Source organism: Actinomadura verrucosospora (genome assembly GCF_039540335.1).
Classification (GTDB): domain Bacteria; phylum Actinomycetota; class Actinomycetes; order Streptosporangiales; family Streptosporangiaceae; genus Spirillospora; species Spirillospora verrucosospora.
The window spans coordinates 65,279-80,881 of the sequence record NZ_BAABEV010000034.1 but is presented as its reverse complement, the minus strand read 5'-3'; the positions used below and the strand labels follow the sequence as shown (position 1 = coordinate 80,881).

The 15,603-nt window shown below is 75.9% G+C and carries 8 protein-coding genes; 3 read left to right on the top strand and 5 right to left on the bottom strand.

The window, feature by feature from the left end; translation table 11 throughout:
* Positions 1-20: 20 nt before the first annotated feature.
* Positions 21-3,326: a DUF4132 domain-containing protein gene (locus tag ABD944_RS29865; protein WP_345182502.1), complete on the bottom strand. Its 3,306-nt coding sequence runs from the start codon at positions 3,324-3,326 to the stop codon at positions 21-23.
* Between the two features lie 196 nt (positions 3,327-3,522).
* Between ABD944_RS29865 and ABD944_RS29860 the strand changes: the two genes are divergently transcribed.
* A complete protein-coding gene (locus ABD944_RS29860; RefSeq protein ID WP_345182500.1) occupies positions 3,523-4,632 on the top strand; it encodes a cystathionine gamma-lyase in 1,110 nt (369 codons plus the stop codon).
* A gap of 50 nt (positions 4,633-4,682) precedes the next feature.
* Positions 4,683-5,930, top strand: a complete 1,248-nt coding sequence (locus tag ABD944_RS29855; RefSeq protein ID WP_345182498.1) for a hypothetical protein — start codon at positions 4,683-4,685, stop codon at positions 5,928-5,930.
* Here the strand turns inward: ABD944_RS29855 and ABD944_RS29850 are convergent.
* Genes ABD944_RS29850 through ABD944_RS29835 form a run of 4 tightly spaced genes read right to left on the bottom strand, consistent with a single transcriptional unit; the run spans position 5,927 to position 14,046 of the window.
* The gene (locus tag ABD944_RS29850) at positions 5,927-8,086 is read right to left on the bottom strand and encodes a DUF4132 domain-containing protein (RefSeq protein ID WP_345182495.1); all 2,160 of its coding nucleotides are present in this window, start codon (positions 8,084-8,086) and stop codon (positions 5,927-5,929) included. The genes ABD944_RS29855 and ABD944_RS29850 overlap by 4 nt on opposite strands.
* Positions 8,087-8,100: 14 nt before the next feature.
* Complete coding sequence (locus tag ABD944_RS29845; RefSeq protein WP_345182493.1) at positions 8,101-11,454, bottom strand: DUF4132 domain-containing protein; 3,354 nt, start codon at positions 11,452-11,454, stop codon at positions 8,101-8,103.
* 37 nt (positions 11,455-11,491) lie between these two features.
* A complete protein-coding gene (locus ABD944_RS29840; protein WP_345182491.1) occupies positions 11,492-12,880 on the bottom strand; it encodes an FAD-dependent oxidoreductase in 1,389 nt (462 codons plus the stop codon).
* Between the two features lie 41 nt (positions 12,881-12,921).
* On the bottom strand, positions 12,922-14,046 hold the full coding sequence (locus ABD944_RS29835; protein ID WP_345182489.1) for an amidohydrolase family protein: 1,125 nt from the start codon (positions 14,044-14,046) through the stop codon (positions 12,922-12,924).
* 98 nt (positions 14,047-14,144) lie between these two features.
* Between ABD944_RS29835 and ABD944_RS29830 the strand changes: the two genes are divergently transcribed.
* Positions 14,145-15,602, top strand: coding sequence for a type I glutamate--ammonia ligase (locus tag ABD944_RS29830; protein ID WP_345182487.1), 1,458 nt, complete (start codon positions 14,145-14,147; stop codon positions 15,600-15,602).
* Position 15,603: the final 1 nt, after the last annotated feature.

Genomic DNA, 15,603 nt, shown 5'->3' with positions numbered 1-15,603 from the left:
CGCCCAGGCGGTCGCGCCGCTCACTTCTCGGCCCTGTCGGCGAGGGCGGTCAGGTCGGACAGGATCTCGGACGCCATGACGGGGTGCAGCTCGCCGAACGTCAGCGGCGTCCCCTTGCTGGGCCAGAAGTCGGCGGGTTCCGCGGCGAGCCACACGTACTCGAGGACCTGGTGGTCGCCGGTGGCGTCAAGCGCGCCGACCGCGAAGCCGGGATCGAGGTCGATGACGACGTACCGCCGGTCGGCGACGCGCCGGGATATCCACCGCTCGACCCCGGCGTCCAGCGGCGCGCCGCGCTCCCAGCCCAGCTTCACCAGGCCGAGGACGTCGCCGAAGGGCAGTTTGAGGCCCTCGAACCGCTCCAGCCGCCCGCTGCCGCGCTCCTGCTCGGTCAGCGTGTGGACGGGGCGGGTGAGCTGCGGGAACGGCTGCGATATCTCGTAGTCGGCGAAGACCTCCGACCACGCCTTCACCGTGTCGCCGAGGTCCAGCGGGTGCGCGACGCCGACGCGGGCCGACGCGGGGAGGGCGAACGCCTCGTCGCCGGCGTCGGCGAAGGTCCGGTCCTCGGCGATGCGGAACGCGGCGGTCGTGCCGCCGTCCTCCGCCAGCCAGACCAGGCGGCGGGCGATGTGCCAGACGAGCGGGTGCCGGACGATGTACTCGCCGAACTCGGCGGGCGTCCAGCGGCGCCGCGTCACCATCGCCTGCTCCAGCCTGCGGAGCTGGTCGGCGGCGACGGTGCGGACGTCCTTCTTGAGCGCGGCGAACGCCTGGTAGGCGGCGGGCGCGAGTTCGGGGTCGTCCTTGGCGGCGGGCTTGGGGAGCGTCTTGCGCCGCTTGCCGTCCTCGTCGGCGACGAACGGCTTGAGCTGCTCGTCGAACCGGACGAGGAAGCGGCGCGTGCCGTAGTCGAGGGTCATGCCCCCTTCGGCGTCGAGGCCGAAGTCCGGGACGAGCCGGTCCGCGAGCTGGTCGGTGCTCAGGTCGAGCCGCTTCGCGACCTGCCGGATCCGCTCCTGCGCCTCCGCCTGGAGCCCCTTGAACTTCACCTTCTGGGCGATGCCGTGCAGGTGCATCAGCGCCACGTCGGTGCCGATCTCGGCGAGCACGTCCAGGCCGTGGACGGCGTTCTTGTGCCCGCCCTCCCCCGGCCACGCCCGGATGACCGGCGTGAGGCGCCGGACGGTGTCGTCGTCGCCGGTGCGGCCGAGCTGCCGCAGGGCCCAGGCGTCCTTGGACGGCTTGCCGGCGTCGAGCCACTGCTGGAAGAGCGCCCACCCGAATTCGGACAGCGTGCCGGGTGCGCACGCCTCCGCCAGCTCGTCCATCGCGTACGGGGTCGGGAGCGCGAGCACCTCGACCAGACGGCCGACCGCCTCCCGGGGAAGGGCGCGTTCGCCGCCCCGCAGCAGCACCTGCGGGAGCGGGGTCGGATCCAGCCATGCGCCGACGGCGGGGGGCCTGTCGAGGCCCGTCTCCACCGGCGGAGTGGACAGCAGCGTCCGGACCGCCTCGGCGGCCTCGTCGCCGTGCGCGTCGCGGGCCGCCGCGACCACGCCGTCGAGGCCGCGCAGGTCCCGCACGTACCGCAGGGCGGTCTCAGCGGGCCGCCGCTCCTTGGCCTTGTCGCCGAGCGCCGCCGGGACGAGCAGGGGCACCGCGTCGACCCCGTGGCGGCCGAACCACCGGCGGGCCGGGCCGAGGAGCGCCCCGCGCTTGACGAGCCCCTCCGCCATGAACCTCGCCACGCCGCCGTCCAGGTACGGCATCAGCGGCTCGCAGCAGGTGTCGGGGAACGCCTTGGCCGTCCGGACGGCCGGGGGCAGGGCGTCGAGTTCGTAGCGGGCCGCGAGAGGCCGCATCCACACGTGAGCCCACCGGACGCCGTAGCCCTTCCATCGGGGCATGAGGGGACGGATCAGCTCCTCCGGCCCGTACACCATCAGCTGCACGTTGCCCGAGTCGTGGCCGGCGGACGTGTAGGCCCCGACCAGCGCCTCCCAGTCGGGGGCGTCGGGCTTCTCGGTCTTCGGGTCCCACTGGAGCCACTCCTCCCGCTCGCCCTCCCGCCACACGAGCCGCGCCTCCGGGACGGTGAGGCCCTTGAGGACGGGGCGCCGCGGGTTCAGCCACGGCGGGTCGGCGAGCACGGCGGGCAGCTCGCCGGGCGCCGCCTCCGGAACGCGGGCGGACGCGGCGGCGACGCGCCGGACGGCGGCGGCGACGTCCTCCGGCAGGCCGGGCAGCTCCGCGCCGGCCAGGTCGGGGTGGGCCTCGACGTGGGAGGCGAGCAGGTCGTCGGCGCCCGCGCGGGCCAGCAGCCGCAGCGCCCGCACCGGGAACCTGCGGGCGGCCTCCCCGACGGCGGCCCGGACGTGCTTGCGGTCGAGCCGGTCGAGCAGCGCCTGGAACGCCTCGTCCGTCGGCAGGATCGCGATCGTCTCGAAGATGCGCTTGCGGTCCTCGGACTCCAGGGAGAGGCCGTCCACCTCGGTGAGGAGGAAGGGCAGGACGCCCGGCCCGATGCCGTCGGCCATGCTGGCCAGCAGGGCGCGGCTCGCCTGGCCCCAGTACAGGCCGCGCGCCGGGAACGCCGCCGCGAGCTGCTCCGGCTTGCCCAGCGCCGGCATCACCATCCCCAGCAGGTCGTGGCGGCGCGTCTGCGGGGGCGGGGCCGCGCAGCACTCGTCGACCCAGTCCTCCCGCGTCGGGACGAGGTACGACACCAGCCAGCTCGCGCACCAGCCGGACCTGTGCGCCGCGAGCCGCTCGACCGCGTCGGCGTAGTCGGCGTCGGACGCGATGGCCAGCAGCCCGCGGACGCGCTTCGCCTCCTGCTCCGGGATCTGGAGCGCGTACTCGTCCGTGACGCGCTGCGCGCCGACGGAGGTGCCGAGCCAGGTGCCGCCGCCCTTGCGGACGGCCTTCGTCCGGCTCAGCTCGACCAGCGCGCACGCCGCGAACCCGAGCCCGTGCTCGCCGACCCACGCGTCGACGTAGGCCCGGCACACCTTGTCCCCCTGGTGGCCGCCCACGCCCATCGAGGTGACGGCCGCGACCACCGCGGCCCCGGCCGGATCGGGCCGCCCGTCCAGGTGCCGCCGCGCCGCCTCGGCCAGCTCGGGTTCGCCGGCGCCGCCCTTCAGCAGCGCCTCGACCACCCCGCGGCCCTGCTCCACGAAGCCCTGGACGGCGCGCGCCGCCGCCGCAGGACCGGGCACTTTGATCTTGGAACCGGGGGCGCCGCCGCGCCGCGCGTGCAGCGAACGCCGCCAGGCGTCCGGGATCACCAGGTCGTTCTCGCCGGGGAGCTGATCTTCCATGCCGCCCCACCGTAGAGGAGCATGCCGACAAATCCCGGGGATCCGGTGAATGACCGACCCCTGGAACGCCCGGCCGCGTCGCCGGGTCGGAGACGGTCCGCGCCATGGCCGGCTCCCTCCGCGGGCCCTGAGCCGTTCGGCCGCCCGGATTCCGCAGGTGGGACGATGGGTGGCCGGACCACGGGAAGGGGCGCGCATGGAGATCGGGGACGGGACGCTGGCCGTGGGCGCCGGGCGGCCGGAGGCGGAGAACTTCGCGCCGGGCCTGCCCGGGCCCGTGTTCGCGGCGCACTACCACCTGGCCGGGGAGGCGAGCGGGCCCTACACCTACGGGCGCGAGTCGAACCCGACGTGGACGCTGCTGGAGCGGGCCGTCGGCGAGCTGGAGGGCGGCGCGGAGGCCGTGTCGTTCTCCTCGGGGATGGCGGCGGTGGCCGGCGTGCTTCTGGCGCAGGTCCGGTCCGGCGACGTCGTGGTCCTTCCCGACGACTGCTACCACACGACCCGGGCGCTGAAGGAGCGCCTGGAGTCCTACGGCGCGGTCGTCCGCATGGGGCCGACCGCGGGCGACGCCCAGATCGGGCTGCTGGAGGGCGCGCGGCTGGTCTGGCTCGAAACCCCGTCCAACCCGAACCTGGACGTGTGCGACATCCGGCGGGTCTCCGAGGCGGCGCACCGGGCCGGCGCCCTCGTGGCGGTGGACAACACCCTCGCGACCCCGCTCGGGCAGCGGCCGCTCGACCTCGGGGCCGACTTCTCCGTCGCCAGCGACACCAAGGCGCTGACCGGGCACGGCGACCTGCTGCTCGGGCACGTCGCGACCCGCGACCCGGCCCTGGCGGAGGCGGTCCGGGTCTGGCGCAGGACCGTCGGCGCGATCCCCGGGCCGATGGAGGCGTGGCTGGCGCACCGGTCGCTCGCCACGCTCCAGCTGAGGCTGGACCGGCAGGCGGCCAACGCGCTGGCGGTGGCCGAGGCGCTGCGGGGACGTCCGGAGGTGTCCGGGCTCAGGTATCCGGGGCTGCCGGACGACCCGTCCCACGAGGTCGCGGCCCGGCAGATGCGCCGGTTCGGCTGCGTCGTGTCGTTCGCCCTGCACGACGAGGCGGCCGCCGAGAGGTTCCTCGGCTCGCTGCGGCTCGTCATGCAGGCCACCAGTTTCGGCAGCGTGCACAGCTCCGCCGAGCGGCGCGCCCGCTGGGGCGGCGACGCCGTGACGCCCGGCTTCGTGCGCTTCTCGGCCGGCGTCGAGGACACCGCCGACCTCGTCGCGGACGTCCTGCGGGCGCTGGCGTCGGCCGGGTAGCGCGAAAAACGGATGATCCACGCGGCCCGCCGGGGCTAGCGTGGCCGCCCATGAGCGACGCGCGGGCACTTCTGGAAAGCGGCGACATCGCCGGACTGATCCGGCATCTGCGGTTCAACGCCGAGACGATGGAGCTGGGCGAGGTCGCGCGGCTCATGGAGGGCGCGGCGGCGCTGTCGGGCTTCGACGACATGCGCGAGGCGGCCGCGGCGATGGCCGTCCGGCAGGAGCCGCAGCAGCTCTACGACTTCGGCTTCGCCTGCGTCGAGCGCGGCGTCGCCTTCCTCGCGGTCCCGGCGCTGAGGCGCGCGCTGGAGATGCTGCCCGACGAGCCCGTCCTGCTCATGGAGCTGGTGTCGGCGCTGGAACGCGAGAACCGGCACGCCGAGGCCGTCGCGGCCCTGGAGCCGCGGGTGGACGCGCTGGACCCGTGGCCCGCCCGGTACCTGCTGGCCTACAACGCGCTGTTCTCCGGGGACCCCGGCCGGGCCGCCCGCGAGGCGGCGCGGCTGCCCGCGCCGGGTGAGGACTGGGTCCCGGCTCGCGACAGGCTCGCGCGGATGCTCGCCCGGGCGGAGGCCGCCGGACCGCTCGACTCCCGGGACCTTCGGGGCTGGCACTTCACGCTGGGCGGCGGCGTCCTCGCCACGATCTCGCCGTACGGGTTCGCGGACGGCATGACGGGGCGCTACGCCTACACGTCCGACAGCTTCGCCCTGTGCAGGCGGACCCTCGACCGGCTGCGGCTGGTCCTGGACGCGGCGGGGCGGCGTCCCGCGTCGGTCGGCCTGCTGCCCGACCGGTCGAGCCGGATCCTGGGCCTGGCCGCGGCACGCCTGCTCGGGCTGCCCGCCGAGCCGTTCGCGCCCGGGCGCCCCGGCGCGCTCGTGGTCGCCTACGACCTGAACGAGACGGACGCCGGCGGACTGCGGGAGCGGGCCGAGGGGCAGGTGCTGTTCGAGCACGCGTCGTGCTGGACCGACCCGCCGGTGGTGAGCGCCGACGTCACCGGGTTCCTGCACCAGGTGGCGGTGTCTCCGTGGGGCGAGCGGCTGCGGGTCGGGGCCGGCGGCGAGCCGGAGACCATGCCGCCCGACGAGCGGCCCGAGGAGGTGCTGGCCGCCGAGATCGTCGCCGCCGACCCTCGGGCCGACGACGACGAGGGCGGCGACGGGGCGCCGCCGGACCCCGACGAGCGCCTGGCGGGCTTCGTCCGCGCGGTCGCCGGCCACTGGCTCACCGGGCCGAGGGACATGGTGCGCTCCCCCGGCCCCGTGCCGAGCAGCCGTTTCGCCTAGGAGGCGGTCAGGCCGGTCAGGTCGGCCAGCACCTCCGAGACGAGGACCGGGTCGACGCCGGCGAGACCGTCCGCGATCGCGCGGGACGGGTCGCCGGGCGCCGCGCCGATCCAGACCCGCTCGATCGTCTGGGCGGGGTTCAGGTCGACGTAGCCCACCGCGATGCCGGGGCTCAGTTCGACCACGACGGTGACCCCTGGCGCCAGCGTGCGGGAGACCCAGTGCTCGATGCCGTTGTCCTGCGGGGCGCCGCGGCTCCACGCCGTGCGGGTGAGGCCGAGGATCCGGCCGGTGGGGACGGTCGGCCCCTCGAAGCGTTCGAGCCTGCCGCTCTTCCCCTCGCCGTCGGCGAGGGCGTGGACGGGACGTCCGAGCTGCGGGAACGGCTGCAGGATCTCGTAGTCGGCGAACACCTGCGACCAGGCGGCCAGGGAGTCGCCCAGCAGCACCGGATGGGCGATCCGGACGTCCGCCCACTCGGCGGGGTCGACGGTCTCGTCGTGGAGGTCGGCGAACGTCCGGTCCTCGGCGATCCGGAACGCCCGGTCGCCGCCCAGCCAGACCAGCCGGCGGGCGAGGTGCCCCATCAGCGGGTGCTCGACGAGGAACGCGCCGAACTCGGCGCGCGTCCACGCGCGGCCCGTGACCATGTCCGACTCCAGACGGGCCACCTCCGCGGAGGCGACCGCGCGGACGTCCTTCCTCAGCTCCGCGAACCGCCGGTAGGCGGCCGGGGCCAGCTCGGGGTCGTCCTTGGCCCCGGGCTTGGGCAGCGCCTTGCGGCGGGCCCCGCCCTCTTCCGCCACCTGCGGTCTGAGCTGCTCGTCGAAGCCGACGACGAAGCGGCGGGGGCCGTAGTCGAGCGTGAGGGTCCCGTCGGCGTCCAGCCCGAAGTCGGGGACGAGCCGGTCGGCGAGCTGCGCGGCCGTCAGGCCGCGCCGCTCCGCGATCTGCGCCAGCTTGCGCTGCGCCTCGCCCCGCAGGCCCTTGTACCGGGACTTCCGCGCGATGCCGTTGAGCTGCGTCAGGGCGAGGTCGGTGCCGATCCCGACCAGCGCTTCGAGGCCCTGGACGGCGCTGCTGTACCCGCCGCTTCGTCCCGGCCACTCCTTGACCAGCGGGACGAGCCTGCGGACGACCACGTCGTCGCCGAAGCGTCCGAGGGCCGACAGCACGAAGCCGCTGCCCTTGGGCATGCCCGCCGCCTGCCACGCCTCGAACTGCGCCCAGACGAGCGCGGTCAGCGACTCCGGTTCGCAGACCTGGGCGGCGCCGTCCACGACGCCGGTCGCGTCGAGCCGGGCGCCCGGGCTCACCGTCAGGGCGAGCAGCAGGTTGCGCGCCGCGTCGCCCGGCAGTTCGCCGCCGTCCCGCAGGACCGGGCGGGGAAGGGCGCCGGCGTCGAGCCACTTCGGCAGGGACGGCGCCCGGACCGGCGGCTCGACGGGCGCGGTCTCGGGAGGCGCGGCGGCGAGGAGCCGCGCGACCGCCTCGGCCGCCTCGTCCCCGTGGACGCGGGCCGCCTCCACGACGTCGCCCTCGATCAGCCTCAGTGCCTTGACCGCGCCCCGGCGCGGGCCGACGCGCTTGCCCAGCGCGTCCGGCACCAGGTACGGGACGGCGGCCAGGCCGTGCCGCGCGAACCACGCGTGCGCGAGCTCCTGCGCCGACGTGAGCCGGTAGAGCCAGTCGGCGACCATCCGGGCCACGTCGGCGGACAGGAACGGCAGCACGACCGGGCCCGTCCCGTACGGGTTCTGCTTGGCGAGCCGGACCGCCACGTCCCAGGCGGCGGTCTCGAAGCGCGCCACGATCGGCTGGAGGGAATGGTGGAAGTCCCAGGTCACGTGCGGATCCCACCCGGCCAGCAGCGGCCGCGCGAGATGCTCGGGCGCCTGCGCGAGGAAGCCCGCCCGCGTGGGCTCGTAGCCCATCCGCCCGTCGCGGAACTCCTCGGCGGCCTCCTCCCACTCGCCGTGCTGCCAGGACCCGAACGGGCGGACCGCGGCCCAGCCCTCGCGCTCGCCGGGTTCCCAGACGATCGCGCGGCCGTCCGGCGCCGCCAGGCCGGGGACGATGATCGGCTCGTCACCGGTGGGCAGGGGGGCCGGCCTGCGCGCCCACGGCGGGTCCAGCAGCGCCTTCGGCAGTTCCATGGAAGTTCTCTTTCTCAGGTGAGCGTCGCCAGGTCGGCGAGGATCTCGGACACGGTGACCGGGTCGAGGTCGGCGAAGGAGCCCGTGGTGCCGCCGCCGAGCCACCTCTGCTCGGGGCGGTCCGCCAGGCCGACCGCGTCGAGTCTCTGGTCGGGCAGGGCGTCCACGGCGCCGACGGCGATGCCGGGATCGAGGTCGATGACGATGTGGCGGCCGCCGGGCAGCCGCCGGGAGATCCAGGGTTCGATGCCCGCGTCCTGAGGCGCGCCGCGGTCCCAGCCGCGCGAGGTCAGGCCGAGCACCTTGCCGACCGGGACGGTCAGGCCCTCGAACCGTTCGAGCCTGCCGTCGCTCCCCTCGCCGTCGGCGAGGACGTGGACGGGACGTCCGAGCTGCGGGAACGGCTGCAGGATCTCGTAGTCGGCGAACACCTCCGACCAGGCGGCGAGCGAGCCGCCGAGGTCGACGGGATGCGCGACCCGGACCCGCGCCGTGCCGGCGATCTCGACGGTCTCGTCGTCGACGTCGGCGTACGTGCCGTCCTCGGCGACGCGGAACGCGGTCGTTCTCGCGTCCCCCTCCTCGCCCTCGGACGCGAGCCACACCAGGCGCCGGACGAGGTGCCGGACGAGCGGGTGCCCGGCCAGCAGCTCCCGGAACTCCCGCGCGGGCCAGCGGCGCCGCGCGACCATGGCCGCCTCCAGGCGGCGGAGCTGGTCGGCGGCGACGGTCCGCACGTCCTTCTTCAGCGCCGAGAACGCCTTGGCGGCGGCCGGGGCGAGCTCGGGGTCGTCCTTGGCCCCGGGTTTGGGCAGCGCCTTGCGGCGGGCGCCGTCCTCGTCCGCCACGAAGGGCTTGAGCTGCTCGTCGAAGCCGACGACGAAGCGGCGGGGGCCGTAGTCGAGCGTGAGGGTGCCGTCGGCGTCCAGCCCGAAGTCGGGGACGAGCCGGTCGGCGAGCTGCTCCGCGGTCAGCTCCAGCCCGGCGGCGACCTCCTCGATCTTCTCCTGCGCCCGGGCCCTGAGCGCCTTGAACTTCACCCGCTGCGCGATGCCGTGCAGGTGCGTGAGCGCCACGTCGGTGCCGATGGCGGCGAGGACGTCCAGGCCGGTGACCGCCTTGGCGTGCCCGCCGTCGCCGGGCCACGCCCGGATCACCGGGGTCAGGCGGCGGACGGTCTCGTCGTCGCCGGTGAGGCCGAGCTGCGCCAGGGCCCAGCCTTCCTTGGACGGCGCGCCGTGCGCCTCCCACTGCCGGAACAGCCGCCAGCCGAACTCGGCGAGGGACTCCCGGTCGCACGCGTCGCGGACCGCCCGCACCCCCGGGTAGACCTCGGCGGGCCGCGACATCGCGAGCATCGTCAGGACGTGCCGCGCGGCGGCGTCCGGCAGCGCCCGCTCGCGGTCGCGCAGCAGGATCTGCGGGAGCAGCCGCACGTCGGCCCAGTCGCCGACCTGCGGGATCTTCGCGGGGAGGACGTCCAGCGGGTCGGCCGTGACCAGCGCCTCGACCGCGTCCGCCGCACGGTCCACCTGGACGCGGGCCGCCGCGACGACCGCCTCGGCGCCGTGCCGGTCCGCGACGAACCGCAGGGCGGCCTCGGCGGCGCGGCGCTGGGCGCCCGCCTTGCCGAGGGCGGGCGGCACCAGGGCCGGGACGGCGGCCGGGCCGTGCCGCCGGAACCAGGTCTGCGCGGTCCTGCCCGCCTGCTTGAGCCGCACGAGCCAGTCGGCCATGAGCCGCGCGACCTCGTCGCTCAGGAACGGCAGGAGGACGGCGCCCACGCCCGCGGGGTCGCGCCGCGCCGCGAAGACGGCCGGGTCCAGCGCGTCGAGCTCGAACCGGGCGACGACGACCCGCATCCATTCGCCCACGTACCAGGGGTCGGGCGGCTCCCAGCCCGCCAGGAGCGGGCGGACGAGGTCCTCGGGCGCCTCGACGAAGAGCACGGGCTGCTGGTGGGAGGGCAGCGCGCCGTTCCTGAACTTCTCCACCTGGGCGGGCCATTCCAGGCGCTCCACCCATCGCCACATGTGGTGGAGGTCCACCGTCCAGGCGTCCCGCTCGCCGGGCTCCCAGGCGATGAGGCGCGTGCCGGGCGAGGCCAGGTCCTTGACGACGACGGGTTCGGCCTTCGTCCGGGGCCGGGTCCACGGCGGGTCCGCGAGCAGCGGCGGCAGGGCGTCGCCGGACGCCTCCGGGACCCGGACGGTGGTCTCGCGGAGCGCGCCGATCACCGCGCGCGACTCCTCCGGAAGCTCCGGCAGCGTCTCCTCCACCAGCTCGGGATGGGTGAGCAGGTGGGCCCGCAGCAGGTCCTCCGCCTCCGGCGTCCGCGCGGCCGGGGCGAGCAGGCGCAGCGCCCGCCGCGGATACGCCCGCGCGGCGGCGATCAGCGCGGGCTGGACGTACCTGTGGCTGATGCGGTCCACGAGGGCCTGGAAGGCCTCGTCCACGGGGAGCCGGGCGAGCACGTCCAGCAGGCTCCGGTAGGCGTCGGTGTCGGTGTACTGGCCTTCCAGGGCTCCGGCCACCAGCGGCACCGCACCGGACGGGTCGACGCCGTCCACGAGGGTCGCGACGACGCTCGTCCCCCGGTCGTAGTAGCCGAGCGGCAGGACGGCCGGGTCGGCCTGCTCCTGCTCGCCGAGCGAGCAGAACAGCATCCACCGGTGCACCGAGAAGGGCGGCAGGCCGACGATCGCCGGGTCGGCGCGGACCTCGTCCACCCAATCTCCCCTGGTCGGCACCAGGTAGGACACGACCATCCGCTGCATCGGCGTCCGGCGCCGGGTCGCCAGCGCCTCGACGGACGCGGCGTACACGTCGTCGTCGGCGGCGGCCAGCAGGGCGCGCAGGTGCCGTGCGGCGCTCTCCTCGGACCACCACTCGCGGTAGTTGCCGGGCGTCCCGGTCCAGCGCACACCGGTCCAGGTCGCCTGGCTCCCCGCCTGCCGGTAGTCGCTCGTGACCTCGGGCAGCTCGGCGTAGGCGGCCGCCGCGAACGGCAGGCCGTGCTCGGCGGCCCAGGCGTCCCGGAACGGGTCCTTCCCGCCGAGTTCGAGCAGGCCGCGCTTGGACACCGCGACGGTCGCGACCACCGCCGCGCCCAGCGCGTCGGCCTCGCCCTTCAGGTAGGCGCGGCCGTGCTCGGCCAGCTCGGGCGGCGTGCCGGGCAGCGCGAGGACGTCCTCGACGCCGGCTCTGGCGGCCTCCACCAGGGCCCGCGCCTTCTCCACCGCCGCGGCGTCGATCCGCGCCCGCGGCCACGGCCCCGGCCGGTCCCGGCGGGGATGGGCGACCCGCCGCCACGCGTCCGGCATCTCCCAGGTGTTCTCGTCGGCCGCCCCCGGCCCCGCAGTCGCCATGAGGCCACACCGTAGGGGAGATCACCGACAAAGGGGATCAAGAGCCGGAGCGCATGTCCCGCTCGACGGCGTCGGCGGCCTTGCGGGCGGCGACCAGGACGGGGTCCCAGACGGGCGCGAACGGCGGCGCGTAGCCGAGGTCGAGGCCCGTCATCTCCTCGACCGTCATCCCGTTCCACAGCGCGATCGCCAGGCCGTCGACGCGCTTGGCGGCGTTCTCCTCGCCGACGATCTGCGCGCCGAGCAGCCGGCCCGAGCGGCGCTCGGCGATCAGCTTGGTCGTCATCGCGGCGGCGCCCGGGATGTAGCCGGCCCGGGTGGTGGACTCGACGGCGACGCTCAGCGTCTCGAACCCGGCCGCGGCCGCCTCGGCCTCGTTCAGCCCGGTCCGCGCGACCTCCACCCGGCAGATCTTGGAGACGGCCGTGCCGACCACGCCGGGGAAGGTGGCGTAGCCGCCGCCGATGTTGATGCCGGCGACGCGGCCCTGCTTGTTGGCGTGCGTGCCGAGCGCGATCGCGACCGGCGCGCCCGAGACCAGGTGGCGGGTCTCGACGCAGTCGCCCGCCGCCCACACCCCTTCGGTGCGGGTGCGCATCCGCCGGTCGGTGACGATCCCGCCGGTCGGGCCGGTCTCGATCCCGGCCCGCTCGGCCAGTCCGGAGGCCGGCCGCACGCCGAGCCCGAGGACGACCAGGTCCGCGGGCAGCGTGCGGTCCCGCGTGCGGACCGCGGTGACGCGCCCCTCCGGGGAGGTGTCGAAGCCCTCGACCGGCTCCCCCAGGTACAGCCGCACGCCGATGCCGCGCATCGCGTCCGCGACGATCGCGCCCATGTCCGGGTCGAGGGTGCGCATCGGCTGGTCGGCGAAGTCCACGAGCGAGACCTCCAGGCCGCGCATCACCATCGCCTCGGCCATCTCCAGGCCGATGTAGCCGCCGCCCACCACGACGGCGCGGCGCGGGTCCCGCTCCTCGACGGCGCGGCGGATCGCCACGCCGTCGTCGAGGATCTGGACGCCGTGGACGCCCTCGGCGTCCACGCCGGGCAGGTCCGGGCGGGTGGGGACGGCGCCGGTCGCGACCACGAGCCGGTCGTAGGGCTCCCAGCGCTCGCCGCCGCCGTCGAGGGAGCGGATCCGCACCCGGCCGCCGCCCGTGTCGATCTCCACGGCCTCGGTGCGCAGCCGCAGGTCGATGCCGCGCTCGCGGAACTCGGCGGGCGTGCGGGCGACGAGCGCGTCCAGCCCGTCCACCACGCCGCCGACGAAGTACGGGATGCCGCACGCCGAGTAGGACGCGTGGCGCCCGCGCTCCACGGCGACGATCTCCAGGTCCTCGGGGCCGCGCAGCCTGCGGGCCTGGGACGCGGCGCTCATCCCCGCGGCGTCGCCCCCGATGACGAGCAGGCGTTCACGTGCGGCCATGCCGGTTCCTCCCGATTGCCGGTGCTGCCCGAAAGATCGGCTCACTCCAGACCGTAGACCCGGCGGGCGTTGCCGGAGGCCACCAGCCCCGCGACCCGCTCGGCGTCGCGGGCCGTCCAGGCTCCGTCCTCCACTCCCCCGGCCAGGAACCCGGCGAGCCCGCGCCGGAACAGCAGCGCCCCGAGGTGGTAGAGCTCGGCCAGCCCGAACGCGTCCGAGGAGTACAGCACCTTCCCGAACGGCGCCAGCTCCAGCAGCTCGGCGATGAACGCGGGCGAGCGGTGCCCGAGGTTGTGGGTCGCCAGGCCCGCGTCGACGTGCACGTTCGGCAGCACCTGCGCCAGGTACCCGGCGTGCCGGTGGAACGGGTAGTTGTGCAGCAGCATCGCGGGGACGGGGGCCATGGCGCGCAGCAGCTCGATGAGCAGCAGCGGGTCGCCGCGGCGCAGGTCGGCGTCCACGTCCCCGTAGCCGACGTGGAACTGGACGGGCACCCCGGCGTCCACCGCGCACCAGACGAGGAACCGGTGCAGGGTCTCGTCGCACACGCGCGGCGGGGCGCCGACGCTCTCCGCCGCGCGCATCAGCCGCCCGGCCGCGCCGGCGACCTCCGCCTCCGGCGGCCGCATCCCCGACAGCTCCAGCCCGGCCCGGTACGCGGCGATCGACTTGGCCCCCACGGCGCCCGCGGCGAACGCGGCGTGGAGCCGGGAGCGCACCTCCCCGGCGAACCGGCCCGCCCCGACGCCGTCCGCCGCCACCCGCTCCGCGACGGTCTCCAGCCGCACGATCTCGTGCGCCCTCGCCCCGGCCAGCCGGCCGAGGGCGGGCGGGTCGAGGATCGCCTCCGGCGTGTAGCCGGTGTCCACGCAGAGCACGTCCAGCCCGGCGGCCGCCAGGAACCGCCGGTTCACCTCGGCGGCGCCCAGCTCGGCCCGGCGCGCCAGGTACTCCTCGGGCTCGGCGTGGGCGCCCAGCCCGAGGACGGGCGGGCACCAGCGCCGCAGCGCGAACCCGACCTGGGTGTCGAACATGCTCACGCCGGGCGGTCCCGCGGTCTCCGCCTCGGTGAGCGCCTCCTCGAACGCCGTCCTGCCGAGGTCCTCGCCGAGGACACCGTGGCAGTGGTGGTCGACCAGCCGCAGCGACTCCAGATACTCCAGCACGGCTCCCGCATCCTCCCTGAAACGCGACTGCGTTCTCCCTACGATGCCCTTACGGAGCGTGTTCACCTCCGCCGCCACCCGACCAGGAGCCAGCAGCCGTGGAACCCACCTCGCACACCTCCCTGCAAGGCGGCGACGCCGGAGAGCAGGCCCTCGACGGGCACGACCGGGCCCGGATGGGCGCCCGCGCGGCCGAGGCGGCGCGCAGGATGGCCGGCGAGGGCATCGTCGCCGTCGCGCTGACGTGGGTGGACGTCAGCGGGATCACCCGCACCAAGACCGTCCCGGTGGAGCGGCTGGAGCACGCCGCGGCGTGGGGCGTCGGGATGTCCCCGATATTCGACGTGTTCCTGCTGGACGACTCGATCGTGTCCGGGCGCCACATCGGCGGCCCGACCGGCGACCTGCGGCTGCACCCCGACCTGGACCGGCTCGTCCCGCTGGCCGCGCTGCCGGGCTGGGCGCACGCGCCCGCGGACCGCTACGCCCAGGACGGATCCGTCCACCCGCTGGACGCGCGGGCCCTGCTGCGCCGCGAGGCCGACCGGCTCGCCGGGCTCGGCTACGCGGTGAAGGCCGCGTTCGAGATCGAGTGGGCGGTGTCGGACGGCGACGGCGAGGACTTCTCCCCGGCCTGCAAGGGCCCCGCGTACGGGATGACGCGGGTCACCGAGCTGGCCGACTACCTGCGTGACCTTCTGAAGGCCCTCAAGGCGACGGGCGTGAGGGTCGTCCAGCTGCACCCGGAGTACGCGCCGGGGCAGTACGAGGTCTCGGTGGCCGCCGAGGACCCGGTCGGCGCGGCCGACACCGCCGTGCTGGTCCGGGAGACGATCCGGGCGGTGACGATCCGGCACGGGATGGCCGCCTCGTTCTCCCCCAAGGTGGAGGCCGACTCGGTCGGCAACGGCGCGCACGCCCACCTCAGCCTGTGGCGGGACGGCACGGCGGACGGCACGGCGGGCGGCGCGGTGAACGCGATGGCGGGCGGCCCCGGACCGTACGGGATGACGGCGGCCGGGGAGGCGTTCGCCGCGGGCATCCTGCGCCGGCTGCCCGCGCTGCTGGCGGTCGGCGCGCCGTCGGTGGCGAGCTACCTGCGGCTGGTCCCGTCGCACTGGTCGGGCGCGTACGCGTGCTGGGGGCTGGAGAACCGGGAGGCCGCGCTGCGGTTCGTGACGGGGGCCGAGGGCGAGCGGGCCACCGCCGCGAACCTGGAGGTCAAGTGCCTGGACGCCGCCGCCAACCCGTACCTGCTGCTGGCGGCGCTGCTCGCGGCGGGGCGGGACGGCCTCGGCGCCGGCCTGAGGCTGCCGGAGCCGGTCGACGTGGACCCGGCGGGCCTGGCGGAGGAGGAGCGCGCCGCGCGGGGCATCGCCCCGCTGCCGGCGTCGCTGGCCGAGTCGGTCTCGGCGTTCGAGGCCGACACCGTCCTGCGCGAGGCGCTCGGCGAGGCCGTCACCGACACGGTGGCGGCGGTGCGGCGCGGGGAGATCGCGCTGCTGGACGGGGCGACGCCGCAGCAGGTGGCCGCCGCCACCCGCTGGCGGCACTAGC